Source organism: Brevundimonas aveniformis DSM 17977 (genome assembly GCF_000428765.1).
GTDB lineage: Bacteria > Pseudomonadota > Alphaproteobacteria > Caulobacterales > Caulobacteraceae > Brevundimonas > Brevundimonas aveniformis.
The window spans coordinates 358,080-374,225 of record NZ_AUAO01000003.1 but is presented as its reverse complement, the minus strand read 5'-3'; the positions used below and the strand labels follow the sequence as shown (position 1 = coordinate 374,225).

Below are 16,146 nucleotides of genomic sequence, written 5' to 3'. Positions count from 1 at the left end.
CGACGTGGGGCCTTTGGCGAGCGAAAAGCCGCGCCATGCCCGCGCAACTGACCATTGGTGATGTGACCGTCCCGGGGCGGGTGCTGACCGCGCCCATGACCGGGATCACGGACCTGCCGTTCCGCCAAACGGCGGCAGAGCTTGGTGCGGCCTATGTGGCAACGGAGATGGTTGCCTCGGCTGAGCTGGCGCGGGGTCGGCCCGATGTCGTGCGCCGGGCCGCCGTTGGCGAAGGATTGGGATTGACCGTGATCCAGCTGGTTGGGGCCCGCCCGGACATGATGGCCGACGGGGCCCGCATGGCCGAGCGCGCCGGGGCGGACATCATCGACCTGAACTTTGGTTGCCCGGCCAAGGAAGTCACCGGGATCGCTTCCGGGTCGGCGCTGTTGCGCGACCTGGACCGGGCTTGCGCCATTCTTGAGGCCGTTGTCGCGGCCACGACTCGCCCGGTTACGTTGAAGACGCGCCTGGGATGGGATCACGACAGCTTGAGCGCTGCCGAGCTGGCGCGACGCGCCCAAGGGATTGGGGTCCAGGCCGTGACGATCCACGGGCGAACCCGGCAACAATTCTATTCCGATGCCGCCGACTGGGACGCGGTGCGGCTTGTTCGCGACGCTGTCTCGATCCCTGTGATCGTCAACGGTGACATCAACACACCAGATCAGGCCCGCGAAGCGATGGATCGCTCCGGCTGTGATGCGGTGATGTTGGGGAGAGGTGTCCAGGGGCGCCCCTGGATCGCGGCGGCCATCGAGCGCGGCCTTGACGGCATGCCGTTTGGCGAGCCGGGCCTTGGGACAAGATTTGAGATTGTTGAGCGGCACTATCGCCGGTCTTTGGACTTCTATGGCGAGCGCCTGGGCCTGAAGATGTTTCGCAAGCATCTGGGCTGGTACATTGAGGGTGCCCCCTATCACCCGGATCCGGCGGTGCGTCGCGCCGACAAGGCCCGCCTTTGCCGACTGGATGACCCGGAGGGCGTTGTGTCTGCCTTGCGGACGCTGTGGCTGTCGGACGCAGCCCAGGCCGCCTGAAGCATCCAAGCCACAATACTGTTGAATATTGAGCACAGTCGGGCCATAGGCGAAGGGATGCCATCGGTCACCTTGCAGTCCGAGCCTGACAGTCCGCCTCCGGGTTGGACGGCGCGTATCCTCGGATGGTTGACCGGTTCGCGGGCGCGCTACGTTTTCGGGGGCGTTTACGGGCTGGCTGTCGTGGTAACGGCGGTGGGCGTCTGGTTGGTGGCCTCAGCCCCGGCAACGGGAGAGGCCGGAGCCATCGTCTCGGCCAGCCGACCTATTCTCATCGTTCTGCTGTTCAATCTCTTGCTGATCGTTGCCCTGGCCGTGGCGGTCGGCATACGAGTTCTGGCGCTTGTCCGCGAGCAGGCCGACGATGTCGGTGCGCGATTGCACCTGAGGTTCGTGACGTATTTCTCGGCCGTGGCCGTGGTTCCCGCCGTGCTGGTGGCCGTCGTGTTCGGCGTGCTGGTGAACCGGGGGGTCGAGGGCTGGTTCAGCTCAAATGTCAGGGCCGCGGTTGAAAACAGTGCCGATATTGGACGTGGCTATGTCCGCGACGTCAGCGAGGAAATGGAAAATGACCTGGCGACCATGGCGCGCGAGTTGTCAGCCGTACGCGGCATCTTCCAGGACCGCTTGCGATTTGGGGCCGCCCTTGTCGGGATCGGTGAGTTCTTCGGCTATCCGGCCATCTATGTCCTGGACGGTGACGGGCAGATTCTGGCACGCGGCGAGCAGAGCGGGGCACCGCCGTTTCTGGCTCCACCCGCCAACGATCTTGCGCTGGCCGCTGCCGGCGAGGTTGTTCCTGTGGCGGCAACCGAGAATCCGGATGTCATCCGCGCCCTGTATCCGCTGGACGACTACGGTGATGCCTACCTCTATGTGTTGAAGCCTTTGCCGGAAGGCACGCTGCTCGGCCTGCGAGAGGGCGCGCGGGCGATAGCCTCCTACCGCGAAGCCGAGGCGACTCGTAGCCAACTTCAGTTCACCTTCTTGCTGGCCTATTTTGAAACGGCGCTCCTGGTGCTGGTCGGCGCGATCTGGCTAGGCCTGTCGGCCGCCTCGACGATTTCGGCCCCGGTCGGGCGCCTGGTGAAGGCGGCGCACCGGGTCGCCTCGGGCGATCTGACAGCACGCGTGGACTCCGAAACTGATCCTGGTGAGATCGCCGTCCTGTCTCGGGCCTTCAACAAGATGACGGAGGATCTGGATGCTCAGCAAACGGCGCTGAAAGCGGCGTCAACCGAAGCTCAGAACCGATCCCAATTTATCGAAACGGTCCTGTCGGGGGTGTCGGCGGGAGTCATCGGGCTGGACCGCAAAGGGCGTGTGTCGGCCATCAACGATCAGGCCGTGCGCCTGCTGGACCTTGATGATCAGGGGGTTGTCGGTCAGCCCATCCGCAAGATTGCTCCCGAGCTGGCATCGCTCATTCATGAGGGCGAGGGGGCCGAGCACGACATTGACGTGTCGCGGGAATCCGAAACCCGGCGCCTCAGAGTCCGAACGTCAGGTGGCGCTGGCGGCGAGGTCGTGCTGACGTTTGACGACATTACCCGGTTGATGACCGCCCAGCGCAACGCCGCCTGGCGTGACGTTGCGCGCCGCATTGCCCATGAGATCAAGAATCCATTGACGCCAATCCAGCTGTCGGCCGAGCGCCTGCGCCGAAAGTACCGTTCGCAGGTCGAAGAGGATGTGGAGACGTTCGACCGGTGCACCGACACCATCATCCGGCAGGTCGAGGACATTGGCCGTATGGTCGATGAGTTCTCCTCATTTGCCCGCATGCCGGCCCCCAAGTTCGCCGATGAAGATGCTGTTGAGCTTTTGCGGGAAGCCGTTTTTGCTCGCCGCGTCGGCTCGCCCGATGTCGTGGTCGAGCTGGAGGAGCCCGGCGAGGCGATCCGGCTGATCTGTGATGGACGAATGATTGGTCAGGCGCTGACCAACATCCTCAAGAACGGGGCCGAGTCGGTCATGGCTCGCAAGGCGATTGACCCGACAAGCCCCGGACGACTGCGCGCTTCGATCGAAGTGAGTGACGATTACGTCGTCTATGTCGTCGAGGACGATGGCATCGGACTTCCCGCTCGTGATCGGGATCGTCTCATCGAGCCCTATGTGACCAATCGCGAGAAGGGCACCGGCCTTGGTCTGGCTATCGTCAAGCGTATTGCTGAAGAGCATGGCGGGGAACTGATCCTGGCCGATGCCGTCGACCTGACAGGTGCCCGTGTGTGCCTGGTCTTCCCGAGAACCATCAAGCCCGTGCCCCAAACCCCGGATGAGGCTGAGTGATATGACCGCCAAGAACAATGCCGACGTACTGGTTGTCGACGACGAGGCCGATATTCGTGACCTCGTCTCGGGCCTGCTTGAGGATGAAGGCTATGCCGTTCGTACGGCCTCGAACGCCGACCAGGCGATGGAGGCTATCCGTGCGAGAAAGCCGACCCTCCTGGTGCTCGACATCTGGATGCAGGGCGGGGGTATTGATGGGTTGGAACTGCTCGATCTGGTCAAGGAACTGGATGGCGACCTGCCGGTGATCATGATTTCGGGTCACGGCAATATCGAAACGGCGGTCAGTGCGCTCAAACGCGGGGCCTACGATTTCATTGAAAAGCCCTTCAAGTCCGACCGCCTGCTGGTTGTGGTCGAGCGCGCGCTCGAACAGGCCACCCTGAAACGCGAAAACCGGATGCTACGGGTGCGCGCCTTTGTGCCGGACGGTCTGATCGGCAAGTCGCCCGTGGCTCAACAGCTGCGTGCCACCGTCGCCAAGGTCGCGCCGGCGAACAGTCGTATCCTGGTTTCAGGCCCCCCCGGCTCGGGCAAGGAATTGGTGGCACGGCTGATCCACGACGCCAGCGCCCGGGCCAAGGGCGAGTTCGTCGCCATCTCGGCTGCCGGGATGAACCCGGAGCGGCTGGATATCGAACTGTTCGGCGAGGAGGGTGAAGGCGGGCGTCCGCGCAAGATCGGCGTCTTTGAGCGCGCCCATGGCGGCACGCTCTATATCGATGAGGTCATCGATATGCCGCTGGAAAGCCAGAGCCGGATTCTTAGGGTGCTGGTGGAGCAACGGTTCCGCCGCGTCGGGGGGGATAAGGACGTCCAGGTCGATGTGCGGGTCGTGTCTTCGACCTCAAAGGAGCCCCAGAACGAGATCCTCGAAGGACGTTTCCGAGAGGACCTGTTCCACCGGCTGAACGTTGTGCCCATTCGCACGCCGGGTCTGGCGGAGCGGCGCGAGGACATTCCCGAGTTGGTCGAACATTTCATCTCGACCATCGCGGTGGCCCAGGGCATGCCGCAGCGTCGGCTTGGCGATGACGCCATGGCCACACTGCAGGTGCACGACTGGCCCGGAAATGTCCGCCAGCTTCGCAACAACATCGAGCGGCTGCTGATCCTGGCGACGGGTGATCCGTCCGAGCCGATTACCGCGGAAATGTTGCCGCAGGAGGTGGCTCAGGCCGGTCAGGCGGGCTCGATGGGGCCGGAACGGATCATCGCGCTGCCGCTCAGAGAAGCGCGCGAGGTCTTTGAACGGGAGTATCTTTCGGCTCAGATCCTTCGGTTCGGTGGCAACATTTCCCGAACGGCTGCCTTTATCGGGATGGAGCGATCGGCGCTTCACCGGAAGCTCAAGTCATTGGGCGTTGCCCCTTCGCGTGGTGGCGAAGAGGACGACGTTGAGGGCGACGAGGTCTGAATGTCGCGGGTCGCCTACGTCAACGGCCGCTATGGCCCCAAGGCAGATGCCGCCGTGCACATCGAGGATCGGGGCTATCAGTTCGCGGATGCCGTCTATGAGGTGTGGGGCGTCTCTGACGGCCGGCTGATGGACTACGAAGGACATATGGCGCGGCTCGAACGCAGCCTGGACGCCCTGCATATCACCCGCCCGATGAGCCGAGCGGCGCTGACCCATGTTCTGCGCGAGACGGTTCGCCGCAATCGAGTGCGAGACGGTCTGGTCTATCTTCAGATCAGCCGCGGCACGGCGGCGCGGGATCACGCCTTTCCTTCGGCAGACGTGCCGCCCTCCGTGGTCGTGACTGCGAAGTCAGTGGATCGGGCAAAACAGGAGGCCGGGGCTGCTCGCGGCATTTCGGTGGTGACGCGCCCTGATATTCGGTGGGGGCGCTGTGACATCAAGACGGTGGGGCTTCTGCCCAACATTCTGGCCAAGCAGGACGCCATCGAGGCGGGGGCGGCCGACGCCTGGCTGGTCGACGATATGGGCACGATCACAGAGGGCACGGCTTCCAATGCCTGGATCGTGGATCAGGACGGCGTCATTCGCACCCGCGATACCCAGGCCAACATCCTGCACGGCATCACCCGGGCGGCGATCCTGACGATTGCTGCAGAGCAGGGGCTCAAGCTGGAGGAACGCGGCTTCACGCCTGATGAGGTCAAACGGGCCCGCGAAGCCTTTTACACCAACGCCTCGGGGTTCGCGACGCCGGTGGTTGCCATCGACAGGGTCGCCATCGGGAACGGCAAACCAGGGCCGGTGGCCCAACGTCTTCGTGAACTCTATCTGCAGCGGGCAGAGCAAGCGGCGATCTAGGGGCATTGCCCCACGGCATCAGAGCCCCTAGCTTGAGGGCTTGTGTGTGTGGGCGGGTGTTTCGCCTCAATCCATGGAGACAGCCGATATGTCCGGCGACAAGAAGCAGAACCTGCAGGACACCTTTCTCAATAGCGTCCGCAAGACCCGCACGCCGCTGACCATCTTTCTGGTCAATGGCGTCAAACTGCAGGGGGTCGTGACCTGGTTCGACAATTTTTGCGTGCTGCTGCGCCGCGATGGGACCAGCCAACTGGTCTACAAGCACGCGATCTCGACCATCATGCCATCGGCACCGGTGCAACTGTTTGAGCCCGAAGTCGACGATGGGGATGCGTGAGCAAGCCCCTCGTTGATCACGCCCCGCCGGTCGTCTCGGCGCTCGTCATTCATCCGGAGCGGCACGGCTCCGATCGTGATCCGGACGTCCGCCTCGAAGAGGCGATCGGCCTGGCCGCGGCCCTGGACCTTGAGGTCCGCGCCGCCGAGGTTGCCCGTATCCGCAAGGTGACGCCGGCCACCTTGTTCGGACGCGGCAAAGTCGATGAAATCCTGGCTCTGCGTCACGCGGTCGAGGCCGATGTGGTGGTCGTGGACGACAGCCTGACGCCGATCCAGCAGCGCAATCTGGAGAAGGCCTGGGAGGCCAAGGTCATCGACCGGACGGGGCTGATCCTCGAGATTTTCGCCCGGCGCGCCCGCACCGCCGAAGGCAAGCTGCAGGTCGAACTGGCACGGCTGGACTATGAGCGGTCGCGACTGGTGCGCACCTGGACCCACCTGGAGCGCCAGCGCGGCGGACTGGGCAAGACCGGCGGTCCGGGCGAAACCCAGATCGAGCTGGACCGGCGGATCATCGCCGACCGGATCGTCAAGCTGAAGGCGGACCTGGAAGAAGTGCGGCGCACGCGCGGTCTGCATCGCAAGGCGCGCAGCAAGGTTCCGCATCCGACGGTGGCGCTGGTCGGCTATACCAACGCCGGCAAATCGACGCTGTTCAACCGGCTGACGGGCGCCGAGGTGATGGCCAAGGACCTGTTGTTCGCGACCCTGGACACGACCCAGAGAACGATCCAGTTGCCGCATGGCCGGCCGGCGATCATTTCGGACACGGTGGGCTTTATCTCTGACCTGCCGCACGAACTGGTCGAGGCGTTCCGCGCCACGCTGGAGGAGGTGGCCGAGGCTGACCTGATCCTGCATGTGCGCGATATCGCGTCCCCCGACAGCGCCGCCCAGGCCCGCGACGTCGAGGCGGTGCTGGAACGCATCCCTGAGGCCGAGGGCAAGCCGCGCCGGATCCTTGAGGTCTGGAACAAGATCGACCTGGTGGACGCCGACGAGCGCGGCCTGACGGTGGCGCGGGCGCTGAACACCGATGGCCGGGCCGTGGCGGTGTCGGCGGTGACGGGCGATGGCGTTGAAGCCTTGCGCGAACGTATCGCCGCCCTAATCGACGATGAGCCGGAAATCGAGCTGACGCTGGACCCGTCGCAGGGAGAGGCGCTGGCCTGGCTCTATCAGAACGGCCGCGTGCTCAGCCGCGAGGCGGACGACGAGGGCCGGGTGCGGGTCAAGGTGCGCCTGCACACGGCGGCGCTGGGGCGGTTTGAGCGGATGATTGGCTAGACGCTCGGTCTCCACCGGACCAGCGGCGTGTCGCCTCGCAGATAGAGCGGATGTTTGGGGCTGTTGTCGGCATTGACGCCGAAGCACCAGATATCGATGCCGTCCTCGCCCAGGGCCCGAACCAGGTCGCGCCCCGCCGGAACCAGCGCGCGATTGAGTTTGCCGTGGCACAGAACCACCCTGGCGGCCCCGGCGGCGGCCTGGCGGATGGTCGCAAGATTGACGGGCGAGGACGCCACGACACCCGGCTCAAGCAGCATCTTCGGATGGGTGGCCCGGTAGTCGCCGACATTGGCCTTGACCATGGCGTCAAAGCCTTCGCGTTGGGCGAAGGTCCATTCGCGCGCGCACGTGGGGTCGTTGACCGTGGCGTCAGCGGTGGAGGGGTTCATGCCGATGAACAGGATGTAGCGGTCGGGGAAGGTCCCACCGAGCCAGCGGCGCATGAGGTGACGATAGCGGCCGTCGTCGCTGAAGGTCGCATCGCCTTTGACGCCGTCCATCAGGGCGAGGCGCACCTTGCCGCCGGGGTCGTGACTGTCGGCGCTCATGTTGCGGGCTCGCGCTCTGCAGCCTTGGCCGCGTTCCACAGGCCGTCCATCTCTGCCAGATCCGACTGTTCCGGCGTCCGCCCGTCCCTCGCCAGTTCGGCCTCGATGAACGCGAACCGGCGCACGAACTTGGCGTTGGCGGCGCGCAGGGCGTCTTCGGGTTCGACGCCGAGTTTGCGGGCGAGATTGGCCATGACGAACAGGAGGTCGCCCAGTTCTTCGGCGGCCTTCTCGATGTCGCCGGCGGCGAGTTCAGCCTTCAGTTCGGCGACCTCCTCATCCAGCTTGTCGACGACCTCGGCGGTGGAGGGCCAGTCAAAGCCGACGCGGGCGGCGCGCTTGGTCAGCTTGGCGGCGCGGGCCAGCGCGGGCAGGGCCACCGGCACATCGTCCAGCACGCCATGCTGAGCGCGGGCCTTGCGTTCCTCGGCCTTGATCTCTTCCCAGCGGGCCTTCTGGGACCATGCGTCGGGCTTGGCAGCTTCATCGGCAAAGACATGGGGATGACGGCGTTCGAGTTTGTCGCCCATGGCCCGGGCGACGTCCTCATAGACAAACAGCCCCCGTTCTTCGGCCATGCGGGCATGGAAGACGACCTGGAACAGCAGGTCGCCTAGCTCGCTCTTGAGATCTGCAAAGTCACGCCGCTGAATGGCGTCAGCGACCTCATAGGCTTCCTCGATTGTGTAGGCGGCAATGGTGTCGAAGGTCTGTTCGGTGTCCCACGGGCAGCCCCCTTCAGGATCGCGCAGTCGGGCCATGATCCGGTTGAGACGATCGGTCTGGTCGCTCATCGCAGCGCCCTGCGGGCGAGGTCTTCACGCACGACCAGATGACGTTCCTCCGTCAGAGGATAAAGCCGCACCACCCATGCCGTCGCCAACAACAGGACCGCTGGAACGGCGATGAACAGCCAGCTCAGGCCGGCGATGACCTGCGGGGTGTTCACCGCTCCCGTCTCGGCCTGGAAGCCCATCCATTCCAGCACCGCGAAGGCCCCGACCGAAAAGGCGTATCCCAGTTTCGACGTGGCATTGAGAATGGAGAAGAGCAGGCCCGTCTTGTCGGCATCGTCCTCAAGTCGGACCACGTCGGACGCATCGGCCATCATGGCGCGCAGCAACAGGTCGCCGGAACCGAACGCCAGACCGGTGAAGAAGATGGCCCCGAGCGCCAGGCCGAAGGCACCCGGCGGCACCAGCAGGGTGGCGGCGGCGAAGCTGACGGCGAAGAAGACCGAGGCGACAGCCAGGGACATGTGCTTGCCGATGCGGGTGGCCAGAACCGCCCAGATCGGGGCACCGACCAGACCGGCGACGAAATAGACCAGCAGCATGATCGAGGTCTGCTCGCGGTCGAAGCCGCGCGCCTGTTCAAAGAAATAGAAGAACAGCACGCCGATCAGGCCGCGCGCACAGCCGAGCAGCAGGTCGGAAACGAGCAGTCGACGCAGGACGGGCTTGGCGATCAGGGCCAGGGTCGACTTCAGGCCCCCGTGCGGGGGCGGAGCCGCATTCAACGGCTCGGGCGTGAAGCGCAGGGTGAAGAACAGGGCGACGGGCAAGAGGCCGATGATGAACCAGCCCTGGGCGCGCACGGCGTCGATATAGGTGCCGCCCATGATCCCCTGAACGACGGCGGGTATCGCCAGGACGGCCAGAACCCCGATAATGTTGGCGACCTGCCACCAGCCGTAGATGCGGCTGCGCTGATCGTAGTCGGGCGAAAGGACCGAAGCCCAGCTCATCTGGCTGAGCAGGCTGATGGAATAGCCGAGATACATCACGACCAGCCAGGCCGTCAGATAGAGCGCCGACGCACCTTCGCGGGCGAAGAACAGCATGGCCACTGAGCCCATCAGGATCGGCGCACCCGCCGCCATCCAGACGCGATAGCGCCCCCATTTTGTGGAGGTCCGGTCGATCACCATGCCGAGGAAGGGATCGACCACGATGTCGGCCAGTCGGACGATCAGGAACACCAGGCTGACGGCAGCCAGAGGCACGCCGACGTGGCTGGCGTAGAACTCCGGCAGGGTCACATAGACGGGGAGGCCCAGAGCCGCATAGGGAAGGCAACTGGCCGCAAAGGCCGCCAGGGTCCAGTTCGAACGCCGCTCAGCGGCGGGAGGGGCCGGATCGCTCATAAATCCGATCTAGCGGAGTCGTGGCCGCGTGTCGCGCTCCCTCAGCGAGGCTAGCCGCCCTCCATCCCGACCAGGGCGGGTGACACATGGTGTTCGGCCGGCCAGCCGCCCTGCGGCACGTCGGTCGGGCCGATGACGGCCTCAACGACACGCCAGTCGCCGTCGTGCCAGTTCAGCAGAACGATGCCGAGATCTCCGTCCATCATTCCGTCGGCTGCGGCCTGGGCCATGTTGGTCGTGCCCCAGTCAATCGACGTGCCGTCGATGTTGCGAACCGGCCCATAGATGAAAACCCAGTCGCCTTCGGATCTGAAGATCTCGGGGTTGATGGCGACGCTCTGGCCGACCTGTTCGCTCAGGGTCGTGTTAGCCGGACCGATGGTGGCCAGGCGGATGGGGTCGGTTGCGCTGACTTCGTTGTTCAGTTCCGGCGCGGCCGGACCCGCAACGCTGTCTGTCGCGGCGGGATCGAGGGGGGCGGCTTCGGGTTCAGTGCCGTCGGGATACTGCGAACTCGCGTCCGGGGCACAGGCAACGAGGGCGGCACTGAAGACTAGAAGTCCAGCAAGTCTGATCGACATGGGGCATCCTCCGCGTTGGCGGCATAGTCCCCCAGAACGCCGGTGGACGAAAGGGCCTAGTGCCCGCCGGCCGGGAGCCAGGTCGGCCAGGCCCAACCCAGATCCAGGAAGACATCGTAAGAGCCGTCGTAGATCATGCGCAGGGCGACAAAGACGACAATGACCAGCCCGACGTAGGCGATCCAGCGGTGCCGGTTGAGCAGCCGCGCGATGAATGTCGCCGCCACACCCATCAGGGCAATGGACAGCATCAGGCCAAAAACCATGATCCACGGATGCTCGTGCGCGGCCCCGGCGACAGCCAGCACATTGTCCAGGCTCATGGTCAGGTCAGCGATCATGATTTGCAGGAGGGCTGCGCCGAACGTCTTGCGCTTGATACCCAGTTCTTCGGGAGACGGCCCTTCGCCGCGCTCGATGGCCAGGGCACGTTCCATTTCCTCAGTCGATTCGGCCTGGTCATGGGTGCGTTGCTCCTGAAGCTCACGCCACATTTTCCAGCAGACCCACAAGAGCAGGAATCCACCCGCCAGAAGCAGACCGACGATGGCCAGCAGCTGAACCGTGATCAGGGCGAAGCCGATCCGCATGATGACGGCGGCGGCCAGCCCGACCAGGATCGCCCGGCGCCGTTGTTCGACCGGCAAGGCTGCAGCCGCCAGGCCGACAGCCACAGCGTTGTCACCGGCCAGCACCAGGTCGATCATCAGGACCTGGCCCAGCGCGACCAACTGGCTGGTGAACTCGGGGGAGGTGAAGAAGTTGGTGATGAAATCCATGATGTCGCTCTAGGTCAGGTCCCGCGGCACGGCAAGATATAGCTCAGACGCGCCGCTGCGCGCGTGCGGCCTCGTAGAGGGCGACGGCGGCAGCATTGGAGACGTTCAGGCTCTCGAAGCCGCCGGGCATGGGGATTCGTGCCACGGCGTCACAGTGTTCGGCGACCAGCCGGCGGACACCATCGCCTTCAGAGCCCATCACCAGAACGGTGGGTTGGCCGTCGAGGGCGTCTTCAAGAGTTAATTCGGTCGCCCCGTCGAGCGCCACGGCCCGCCAACCCAGGTCAGACAGCTTCTCAAGCGCGCGGCTCAGATTCGTCACGCGCGCGTGGGGCAGACGCTCGGTCGCGCCGACCGACGCTTTCGCCAGCGGTCCGGCAAGGGCAGGGGAGTGGCGATCCTGAACAATGATGCCGCGTGCGCCGAAAGCGAGCGCCGACCTGAAGATCGCGCCGACGTTCTGCGGGTCGGTAATCTGATCGAGCATGACGATCACGCCAGAGGCGGGGTGGGCGATATCTTCCAGCGCGACCCCGTCCAACGGTGCGACCTTGAAGACGAAGCCCTGGTGGGCGGCTCCCGGAGGCAAGAGCTTGTCGAGCGCGCGGGCTTCCTGAATCTCGGCTTTGTGCCCGTTCGGTGCCAGGCGACCAGATTCGATCTCCGTTGCCCGATCGGCTGTGACCATCAATCGCCCCATGCCCTTGCGGGCCGGATTGGCCAAGGCGGCCAGGACCGCGTGGCGTCCCCAAATCAGGTGATCCGCATCGATGCGGCGCGGTTCGCGAGGGCGAGAATCGCTGTCCGGCTTGGGGCTCCAGCCACGCTCGCGCTGGCCTTCGGGACGTTGTTTCGGCCCTTGTTTTTTACCGCTCTTACGGTCGTTGCGTTCGCGCATGGTCGCCACTATAAGACGGCCTCCGATTTGGGGCCCTGAGGTTTCGAGGTCCGGTGTCGTTCCTATAAGGGGGCGTTCGCCGGGTCACCAGCCTCCGTTCCGACTTCGTCGTCAGGCGAGGGCGGGGCGCTTCAAATCTCGCACCGAGCGCGCTGGGGGAATGTCCCGAGCGGCAAAGGGGGGGGACTGTAAATCCCCTGCGTAAGCTTCGTAGGTTCGAGTCCTACTTCCCCCACCACGCGCCGGAGCGAGATTGAGAAGAGATGCCTTGGACCGGCGCGGGTATAGCACAATGGTAGTGCAGCAGCCTTCCAAGCTGAGGATGTCGGTTCGATCCCGTCTACCCGCTCCATTCTTTTTGCGAACCAATCCGCCGCCGGCGGCTTTAGGAGTAGTTGGCCATGGCCAAGGAAAAGTTCGAACGTACGAAGCCGCATTGCAACATCGGCACGATTGGTCACGTTGACCATGGCAAGACGACGCTGACGGCGGCGATTACGATGACGCTGGCGAAGGCCGGTGGAGCCAAGGCGATGGCCTATGCGGACATCGACGCGGCGCCGGAAGAGAAGGCGCGCGGGATCACGATCAACACGGCGCACGTGGAATATGAGACGGCGAACCGTCACTACGCCCACGTCGACTGCCCGGGTCACGCGGACTATGTGAAGAACATGATCACGGGTGCCGCCCAGATGGACGGCGCGATCTTGGTGGTGTCGGCGGCTGACGGTCCGATGCCGCAGACCCGCGAGCACATTCTCTTGGCGCGTCAGGTCGGTGTTCCGGCTCTGGTGGTGTTTCTGAACAAGGTCGACATGGTCGACGACGCCGAGCTGCTTGAGCTGGTTGAGATGGAAGTGCGCGAGCTGCTGTCTTCGTACCAGTTCCCGGGCGACGACATTCCGATCACGGCTGGTTCGGCCCTGGCGGCGGTTGAAGGCCGTGATGCGGCGATCGGCGAGGAAGCCGTTCTGAAGCTGATGCAGACGGTTGACGACTACATTCCGCAGCCGGAGCGTCCGGTGGATCAGGCGTTCCTGATGCCGGTGGAAGACGTGTTCTCGATCTCGGGCCGCGGCACGGTTGTGACCGGTCGTATCGAGAAGGGCGTGGTGAAGGTCGGCGAGGAAATCGAGATCGTCGGCATTCGTCCGGTTCAGAAGACGACCTGCACGGGCGTGGAGATGTTCCGCAAGCTGCTGGATCAGGGCGAGGCGGGCGACAACGTCGGCGTGCTGCTGCGCGGCACCAAGCGCGAGGACGTCGAGCGCGGTCAGGTCCTGTGCAAGCCGGGTTCGATCACCCCGCACACCAAGTTCATGGCCGAGGCCTATATCCTGACCAAGGAAGAGGGTGGGCGTCACACGCCGTTCTTCACCAACTACCGCCCGCAGTTCTACTTCCGCACGACGGACGTGACCGGCATCATCAAGCTGAAGGACGGCGTGGAAATGATCATGCCGGGCGACAACGCCGAGCTGGAAGTTGAGCTGATCACCCCGATCGCCATGGACCAGGGCCTGCGCTTCGCCATCCGCGAAGGCGGCCGCACCGTCGGCGCCGGCGTCGTCGCCAAGATCATCGAGTAGTCCACTCGACGGTCCAACGACCTCAGAACAAGCGAAGGCCCCGGCGGAAACGCCGGGGCCTTTTGCTTTGTCAGTCGGCGCGCTCGGCCCGGTCTGGCTTCCAATCAAACAACTCGCTGAGCACCCTTAACGCCTTTCCTCGCTCGCTGGAGAAGTCCGGGTCGCGGGCGAGCTGGAGGCGGGCGTCGTCGGCGGCGGCGAGCAGGAGGTCGCGGTGGGCGACGGGGTCGGCGAAGCGGTAGGCGGGCAGGCCGGCCTGGCGCAGGCCCAGCGGGTCGCCGCCGCCGCGCATGGCCCAGTCCTGTTCGGCGATGAGAAACCCGTCCTCGGTCGAGCGCACGACCTCGAGGCGTCCTTGCGCGACCTGGCTGAGCGGCGGGTCGTAAAGCAGGACGCAGGCCGACTTGCCGGATCCCCGACCGACGCGACCGCGGAGTTGGTGAAGTTGGGCCAGGCCGAAGCGTTCGGCCTGTTCGATGATCATGATGGTGGCGTTGGGCACATCGACCCCGACCTCGACCACGGTCGTGGCGACCAGCAGCGACAGCTGATTTGCGGCGAAGGCGGCCATGACGGCCTCGCGCTCGGCGCCGGGCATCTGGCCGTGAACGAGGCCGACGCGGTCGCCGAAGCGGGCCTTGAGGGCGACGGCGCGGGCCTCGGCCGACGCCAGATCGACCTCGACGTTTTCGGCGACCAGTGGGCAGATCCAATAGGCCTGGGCGCCGGTCTGGATGACCTGGCCGAGGCGCTCGAGCACGGCCTCCATCCGGTCCATCGGCAGGACGGAGGTGGTGATCGGCTGGCGGCCCGGCGGCTTTTCGTCGAGGCGCGAGACGTCCAGATCGCCGTACTGGGTCAGCTCCAGGGTGCGCGGGATCGGCGTGGCCGACATGGTCAAGAGGTGGGCGCCGCCCTCGCCGGACCCGGCCTTGGCCTGAAGCAGGTTGCGCTGGGCCACGCCGAAGCGGTGCTGTTCGTCGACGATGGCCAGGCCGAGATTGGCGAAGGTGACCGCCTCCTGAAACAGGGCGTGGGTGCCGACGACGACCGGCGTTGAGCCGTCGGCCAACCCGGACAGGGCGCGCAGCCGCGCCGCGCCCTTGTCGCGCCCGACCAGCAGCACGCAGTCGATCCCGGCCTCGGCGAAGAGGGGGGCGAGATTGGCGTGATGCTGGCGCGCGAGGATTTCGGTCGGGGCCATCAATGCCGCCTGAAAGCCGCTGTCGATCGCCGAGGCCATGGCCAGCAGGGCGACGGCGGTCTTGCCTGAGCCGACGTCACCCTGAAGCAGGCGACCCATGCGGGTGCCCGAGGCGAGGTCGGCGCGGATTTCGGAGACGGCGCGAGCCTGGGCACCCGTCAACTCGAAGGGCAGGGCGGCTTCCAGGGCGGCGGACAGCGGGCCGGGCGTGATGACCGGTGCAGCCAGCCGGCGACGGGCGCGCTTGCGCTGGGCCAGGGCTAACTGGTGGGCCAGCAGTTCGTCATAGGCGAGACGTTGGCGGGCGGGGGCCGTCGCCTCTAGGTCGGAATCGGCACGGGGATGGTGAGCCGCCTCCAGCGCGTCACGCCAGCTGGACCAGCCCTGTCTGGCGCGCCAGGCCGGGTCCTGCCATTCCGGCAGGGCGGGCGTCTGGGCCAGGGCCTCCAGGGCGAAGCGCCGGACCTGGCGTGACGAAAGACCGCCGCCCGCCGGATAGACCGCCTCGCTGCGCGGGATGTCGTCACGCTTCTCAGGGATGACGGCATAGTCCGGGTGCGGGACCTGGACCTCCGACCCATAGCGTTCGACCTTGCCGGAGATGACCCGCCGGGCGCCGACCGGCAGGCTTTTCAAAAGGCTGTCGCCATAGGTCTTGAAATAGACGAGGTGGACCCAGCCGGTGTCGTCGAAGCCGCGCACCTTGTAGGGCTGGCCGGGTTTGCGGTTGGGGATGTGTTGGTCGATCTGGATTTCGAAGATGCCGACCTCGCCCTCGATGGCGCTGGCGGCGGTCATGCGGCGGCGCTGGACCAGGTTGTGCGGCAGGGTGAAGGCGACGTCGCGCACCAGCGGGCCGGCGATCTTGCCGAGCGCCGGACGCACGCGCGGGCCGACGCCCTTGAGGGTGTCGTTGTCGGCGAACAGCGGGAACAGAATCTGGGGCCGCATGAGTGGAGCATAGCCGATACGTGATGGCCTTGTGGTGCAATCCACGGTCACGTCGTGAACGTGGCGCTTCCTTTGTGATCGTCGTGATGAGGCAGCGACGGCACGGCGAGATCGGGTTCTTCACAAAGAGCACGAAGGGATCACGAAGGACGCGACGAAGCAGTGCTTTCGGGTGGCGTCGGGAGGGAAGAACGCC

14 protein-coding genes and 2 tRNA genes are annotated in these 16,146 nt (G+C 65.3%); 9 read left to right on the top strand and 7 right to left on the bottom strand.

All coding sequences use genetic code 11. The annotated features are described in order from the left end of the window. Positions 1-35 precede the first annotated feature (35 nt). The 6 genes from dusB to hflX all read left to right on the top strand — a co-directional run bounded on the left by dusB (position 36) and on the right by hflX (position 7,248). Entirely contained in the window at positions 36-1,040 is a 1,005-nt protein-coding gene (gene dusB, locus G391_RS0110350) for a tRNA dihydrouridine synthase DusB (protein ID WP_029087457.1), read from the top strand. A 57-nt stretch (positions 1,041-1,097) separates the two neighbouring features. Continuing rightward, on the top strand, positions 1,098-3,335 hold the full coding sequence (locus tag G391_RS0110345) for a sensor histidine kinase NtrY-like (protein ID WP_029087456.1): 2,238 nt from the start codon (positions 1,098-1,100) through the stop codon (positions 3,333-3,335). Position 3,336: 1 nt separating this feature from the next. Further along, positions 3,337-4,755, top strand: a complete 1,419-nt coding sequence (ntrX, locus tag G391_RS0110340; RefSeq protein WP_029087455.1) for a nitrogen assimilation response regulator NtrX — start codon at positions 3,337-3,339, stop codon at positions 4,753-4,755. Further along, positions 4,756-5,619: a D-amino-acid transaminase gene (locus G391_RS0110335; RefSeq protein ID WP_029087454.1), complete on the top strand. Its 864-nt coding sequence runs from the start codon at positions 4,756-4,758 to the stop codon at positions 5,617-5,619. Positions 5,620-5,707: 88 nt separating this feature from the next. Beyond that, on the top strand, positions 5,708-5,959 hold the full coding sequence (gene hfq, locus G391_RS0110330) for an RNA chaperone Hfq (protein ID WP_029087453.1): 252 nt from the start codon (positions 5,708-5,710) through the stop codon (positions 5,957-5,959). Then, on the top strand, positions 5,956-7,248 hold the full coding sequence (gene hflX, locus G391_RS0110325; protein WP_029087452.1) for a GTPase HflX: 1,293 nt from the start codon (positions 5,956-5,958) through the stop codon (positions 7,246-7,248). Before hfq ends, hflX begins: the two co-directional genes overlap by 4 nt. Here the strand turns inward: hflX and G391_RS0110320 are convergent. The 6 genes from G391_RS0110320 to rlmB are packed head-to-tail and all read right to left on the bottom strand — an operon-like array spanning position 7,245 to position 12,212. Next, on the bottom strand, positions 7,245-7,799 hold the full coding sequence (locus G391_RS0110320) for a DUF1643 domain-containing protein (protein WP_029087451.1): 555 nt from the start codon (positions 7,797-7,799) through the stop codon (positions 7,245-7,247). The genes hflX and G391_RS0110320 overlap by 4 nt on opposite strands. Beyond that, positions 7,796-8,593, bottom strand: coding sequence for a nucleoside triphosphate pyrophosphohydrolase (gene mazG, locus G391_RS0110315; RefSeq protein WP_029087450.1), 798 nt, complete (start codon positions 8,591-8,593; stop codon positions 7,796-7,798). The genes G391_RS0110320 and mazG overlap by 4 nt, the downstream gene beginning before the upstream one ends. Beyond that, the gene (locus G391_RS0110310) at positions 8,590-9,945 is read right to left on the bottom strand and encodes an MFS transporter (protein ID WP_029087449.1); all 1,356 of its coding nucleotides are present in this window, start codon (positions 9,943-9,945) and stop codon (positions 8,590-8,592) included. Before G391_RS0110310 ends, mazG begins: the two co-directional genes overlap by 4 nt. A gap of 50 nt (positions 9,946-9,995) precedes the next feature. Next, complete coding sequence (locus G391_RS0110305; RefSeq protein ID WP_029087448.1) at positions 9,996-10,526, bottom strand: hypothetical protein; 531 nt, start codon at positions 10,524-10,526, stop codon at positions 9,996-9,998. Between the two features lie 56 nt (positions 10,527-10,582). After that, complete coding sequence (locus G391_RS14545; RefSeq protein WP_051257292.1) at positions 10,583-11,305, bottom strand: TerC family protein; 723 nt, start codon at positions 11,303-11,305, stop codon at positions 10,583-10,585. A gap of 43 nt (positions 11,306-11,348) precedes the next feature. Next, a complete protein-coding gene (gene rlmB / locus G391_RS0110295; protein ID WP_029087447.1) occupies positions 11,349-12,212 on the bottom strand; it encodes a 23S rRNA (guanosine(2251)-2'-O)-methyltransferase RlmB in 864 nt (287 codons plus the stop codon). A gap of 145 nt (positions 12,213-12,357) precedes the next feature. Here rlmB and G391_RS0110290 point away from each other — a divergent pair. The 3 genes from G391_RS0110290 (at position 12,358) to tuf (ending at position 13,795) form a co-directional block, all read left to right on the top strand. After that, positions 12,358-12,441: transfer RNA gene (locus G391_RS0110290), tRNA-Tyr, on the top strand. A 40-nt stretch (positions 12,442-12,481) separates the two neighbouring features. Beyond that, positions 12,482-12,555, top strand: a tRNA-Gly gene (locus G391_RS0110285). Between the two features lie 49 nt (positions 12,556-12,604). Continuing rightward, positions 12,605-13,795 (top strand): elongation factor Tu, encoded by a 1,191-nt coding sequence (tuf, locus tag G391_RS0110280; protein ID WP_029087446.1) that lies wholly within the window; start codon positions 12,605-12,607, stop codon positions 13,793-13,795. Between the two features lie 70 nt (positions 13,796-13,865). Here the strand turns inward: tuf and recG are convergent, their stop codons facing one another. Continuing rightward, the gene (recG, locus tag G391_RS0110275; RefSeq protein ID WP_029087445.1) at positions 13,866-15,950 is read right to left on the bottom strand and encodes an ATP-dependent DNA helicase RecG; all 2,085 of its coding nucleotides are present in this window, start codon (positions 15,948-15,950) and stop codon (positions 13,866-13,868) included. Between the last annotated feature and the right edge of the window lie 196 nt (positions 15,951-16,146).

Coding starts and splice junctions, on each gene's coding strand:
- G391_RS0110335 (WP_029087454.1), top strand. CDS start 4,756: ATGTCGCGGGTCGCCTACGTCAACGGCCGCTATGGCCCCAAGGCAGAT.
- ntrX (WP_029087455.1), top strand. CDS start 3,337: ATGACCGCCAAGAACAATGCCGACGTACTGGTTGTCGACGACGAGGCC.
- G391_RS0110310 (WP_029087449.1), bottom strand. CDS start 9,945: ATGAGCGATCCGGCCCCTCCCGCCGCTGAGCGGCGTTCGAACTGGACC.
- mazG (WP_029087450.1), bottom strand. CDS start 8,593: ATGAGCGACCAGACCGATCGTCTCAACCGGATCATGGCCCGACTGCGC.
- tuf (WP_029087446.1), top strand. CDS start 12,605: ATGGCCAAGGAAAAGTTCGAACGTACGAAGCCGCATTGCAACATCGGC.
- G391_RS14545 (WP_051257292.1), bottom strand. CDS start 11,305: ATGGATTTCATCACCAACTTCTTCACCTCCCCCGAGTTCACCAGCCAG.
- G391_RS0110305 (WP_029087448.1), bottom strand. CDS start 10,526: ATGTCGATCAGACTTGCTGGACTTCTAGTCTTCAGTGCCGCCCTCGTT.
- hfq (WP_029087453.1), top strand. CDS start 5,708: ATGTCCGGCGACAAGAAGCAGAACCTGCAGGACACCTTTCTCAATAGC.
- G391_RS0110320 (WP_029087451.1), bottom strand. CDS start 7,799: ATGAGCGCCGACAGTCACGACCCCGGCGGCAAGGTGCGCCTCGCCCTG.
- dusB (WP_029087457.1), top strand. CDS start 36: ATGCCCGCGCAACTGACCATTGGTGATGTGACCGTCCCGGGGCGGGTG.
- G391_RS0110345 (WP_029087456.1), top strand. CDS start 1,098: ATGCCATCGGTCACCTTGCAGTCCGAGCCTGACAGTCCGCCTCCGGGT.
- recG (WP_029087445.1), bottom strand. CDS start 15,950: ATGCGGCCCCAGATTCTGTTCCCGCTGTTCGCCGACAACGACACCCTC.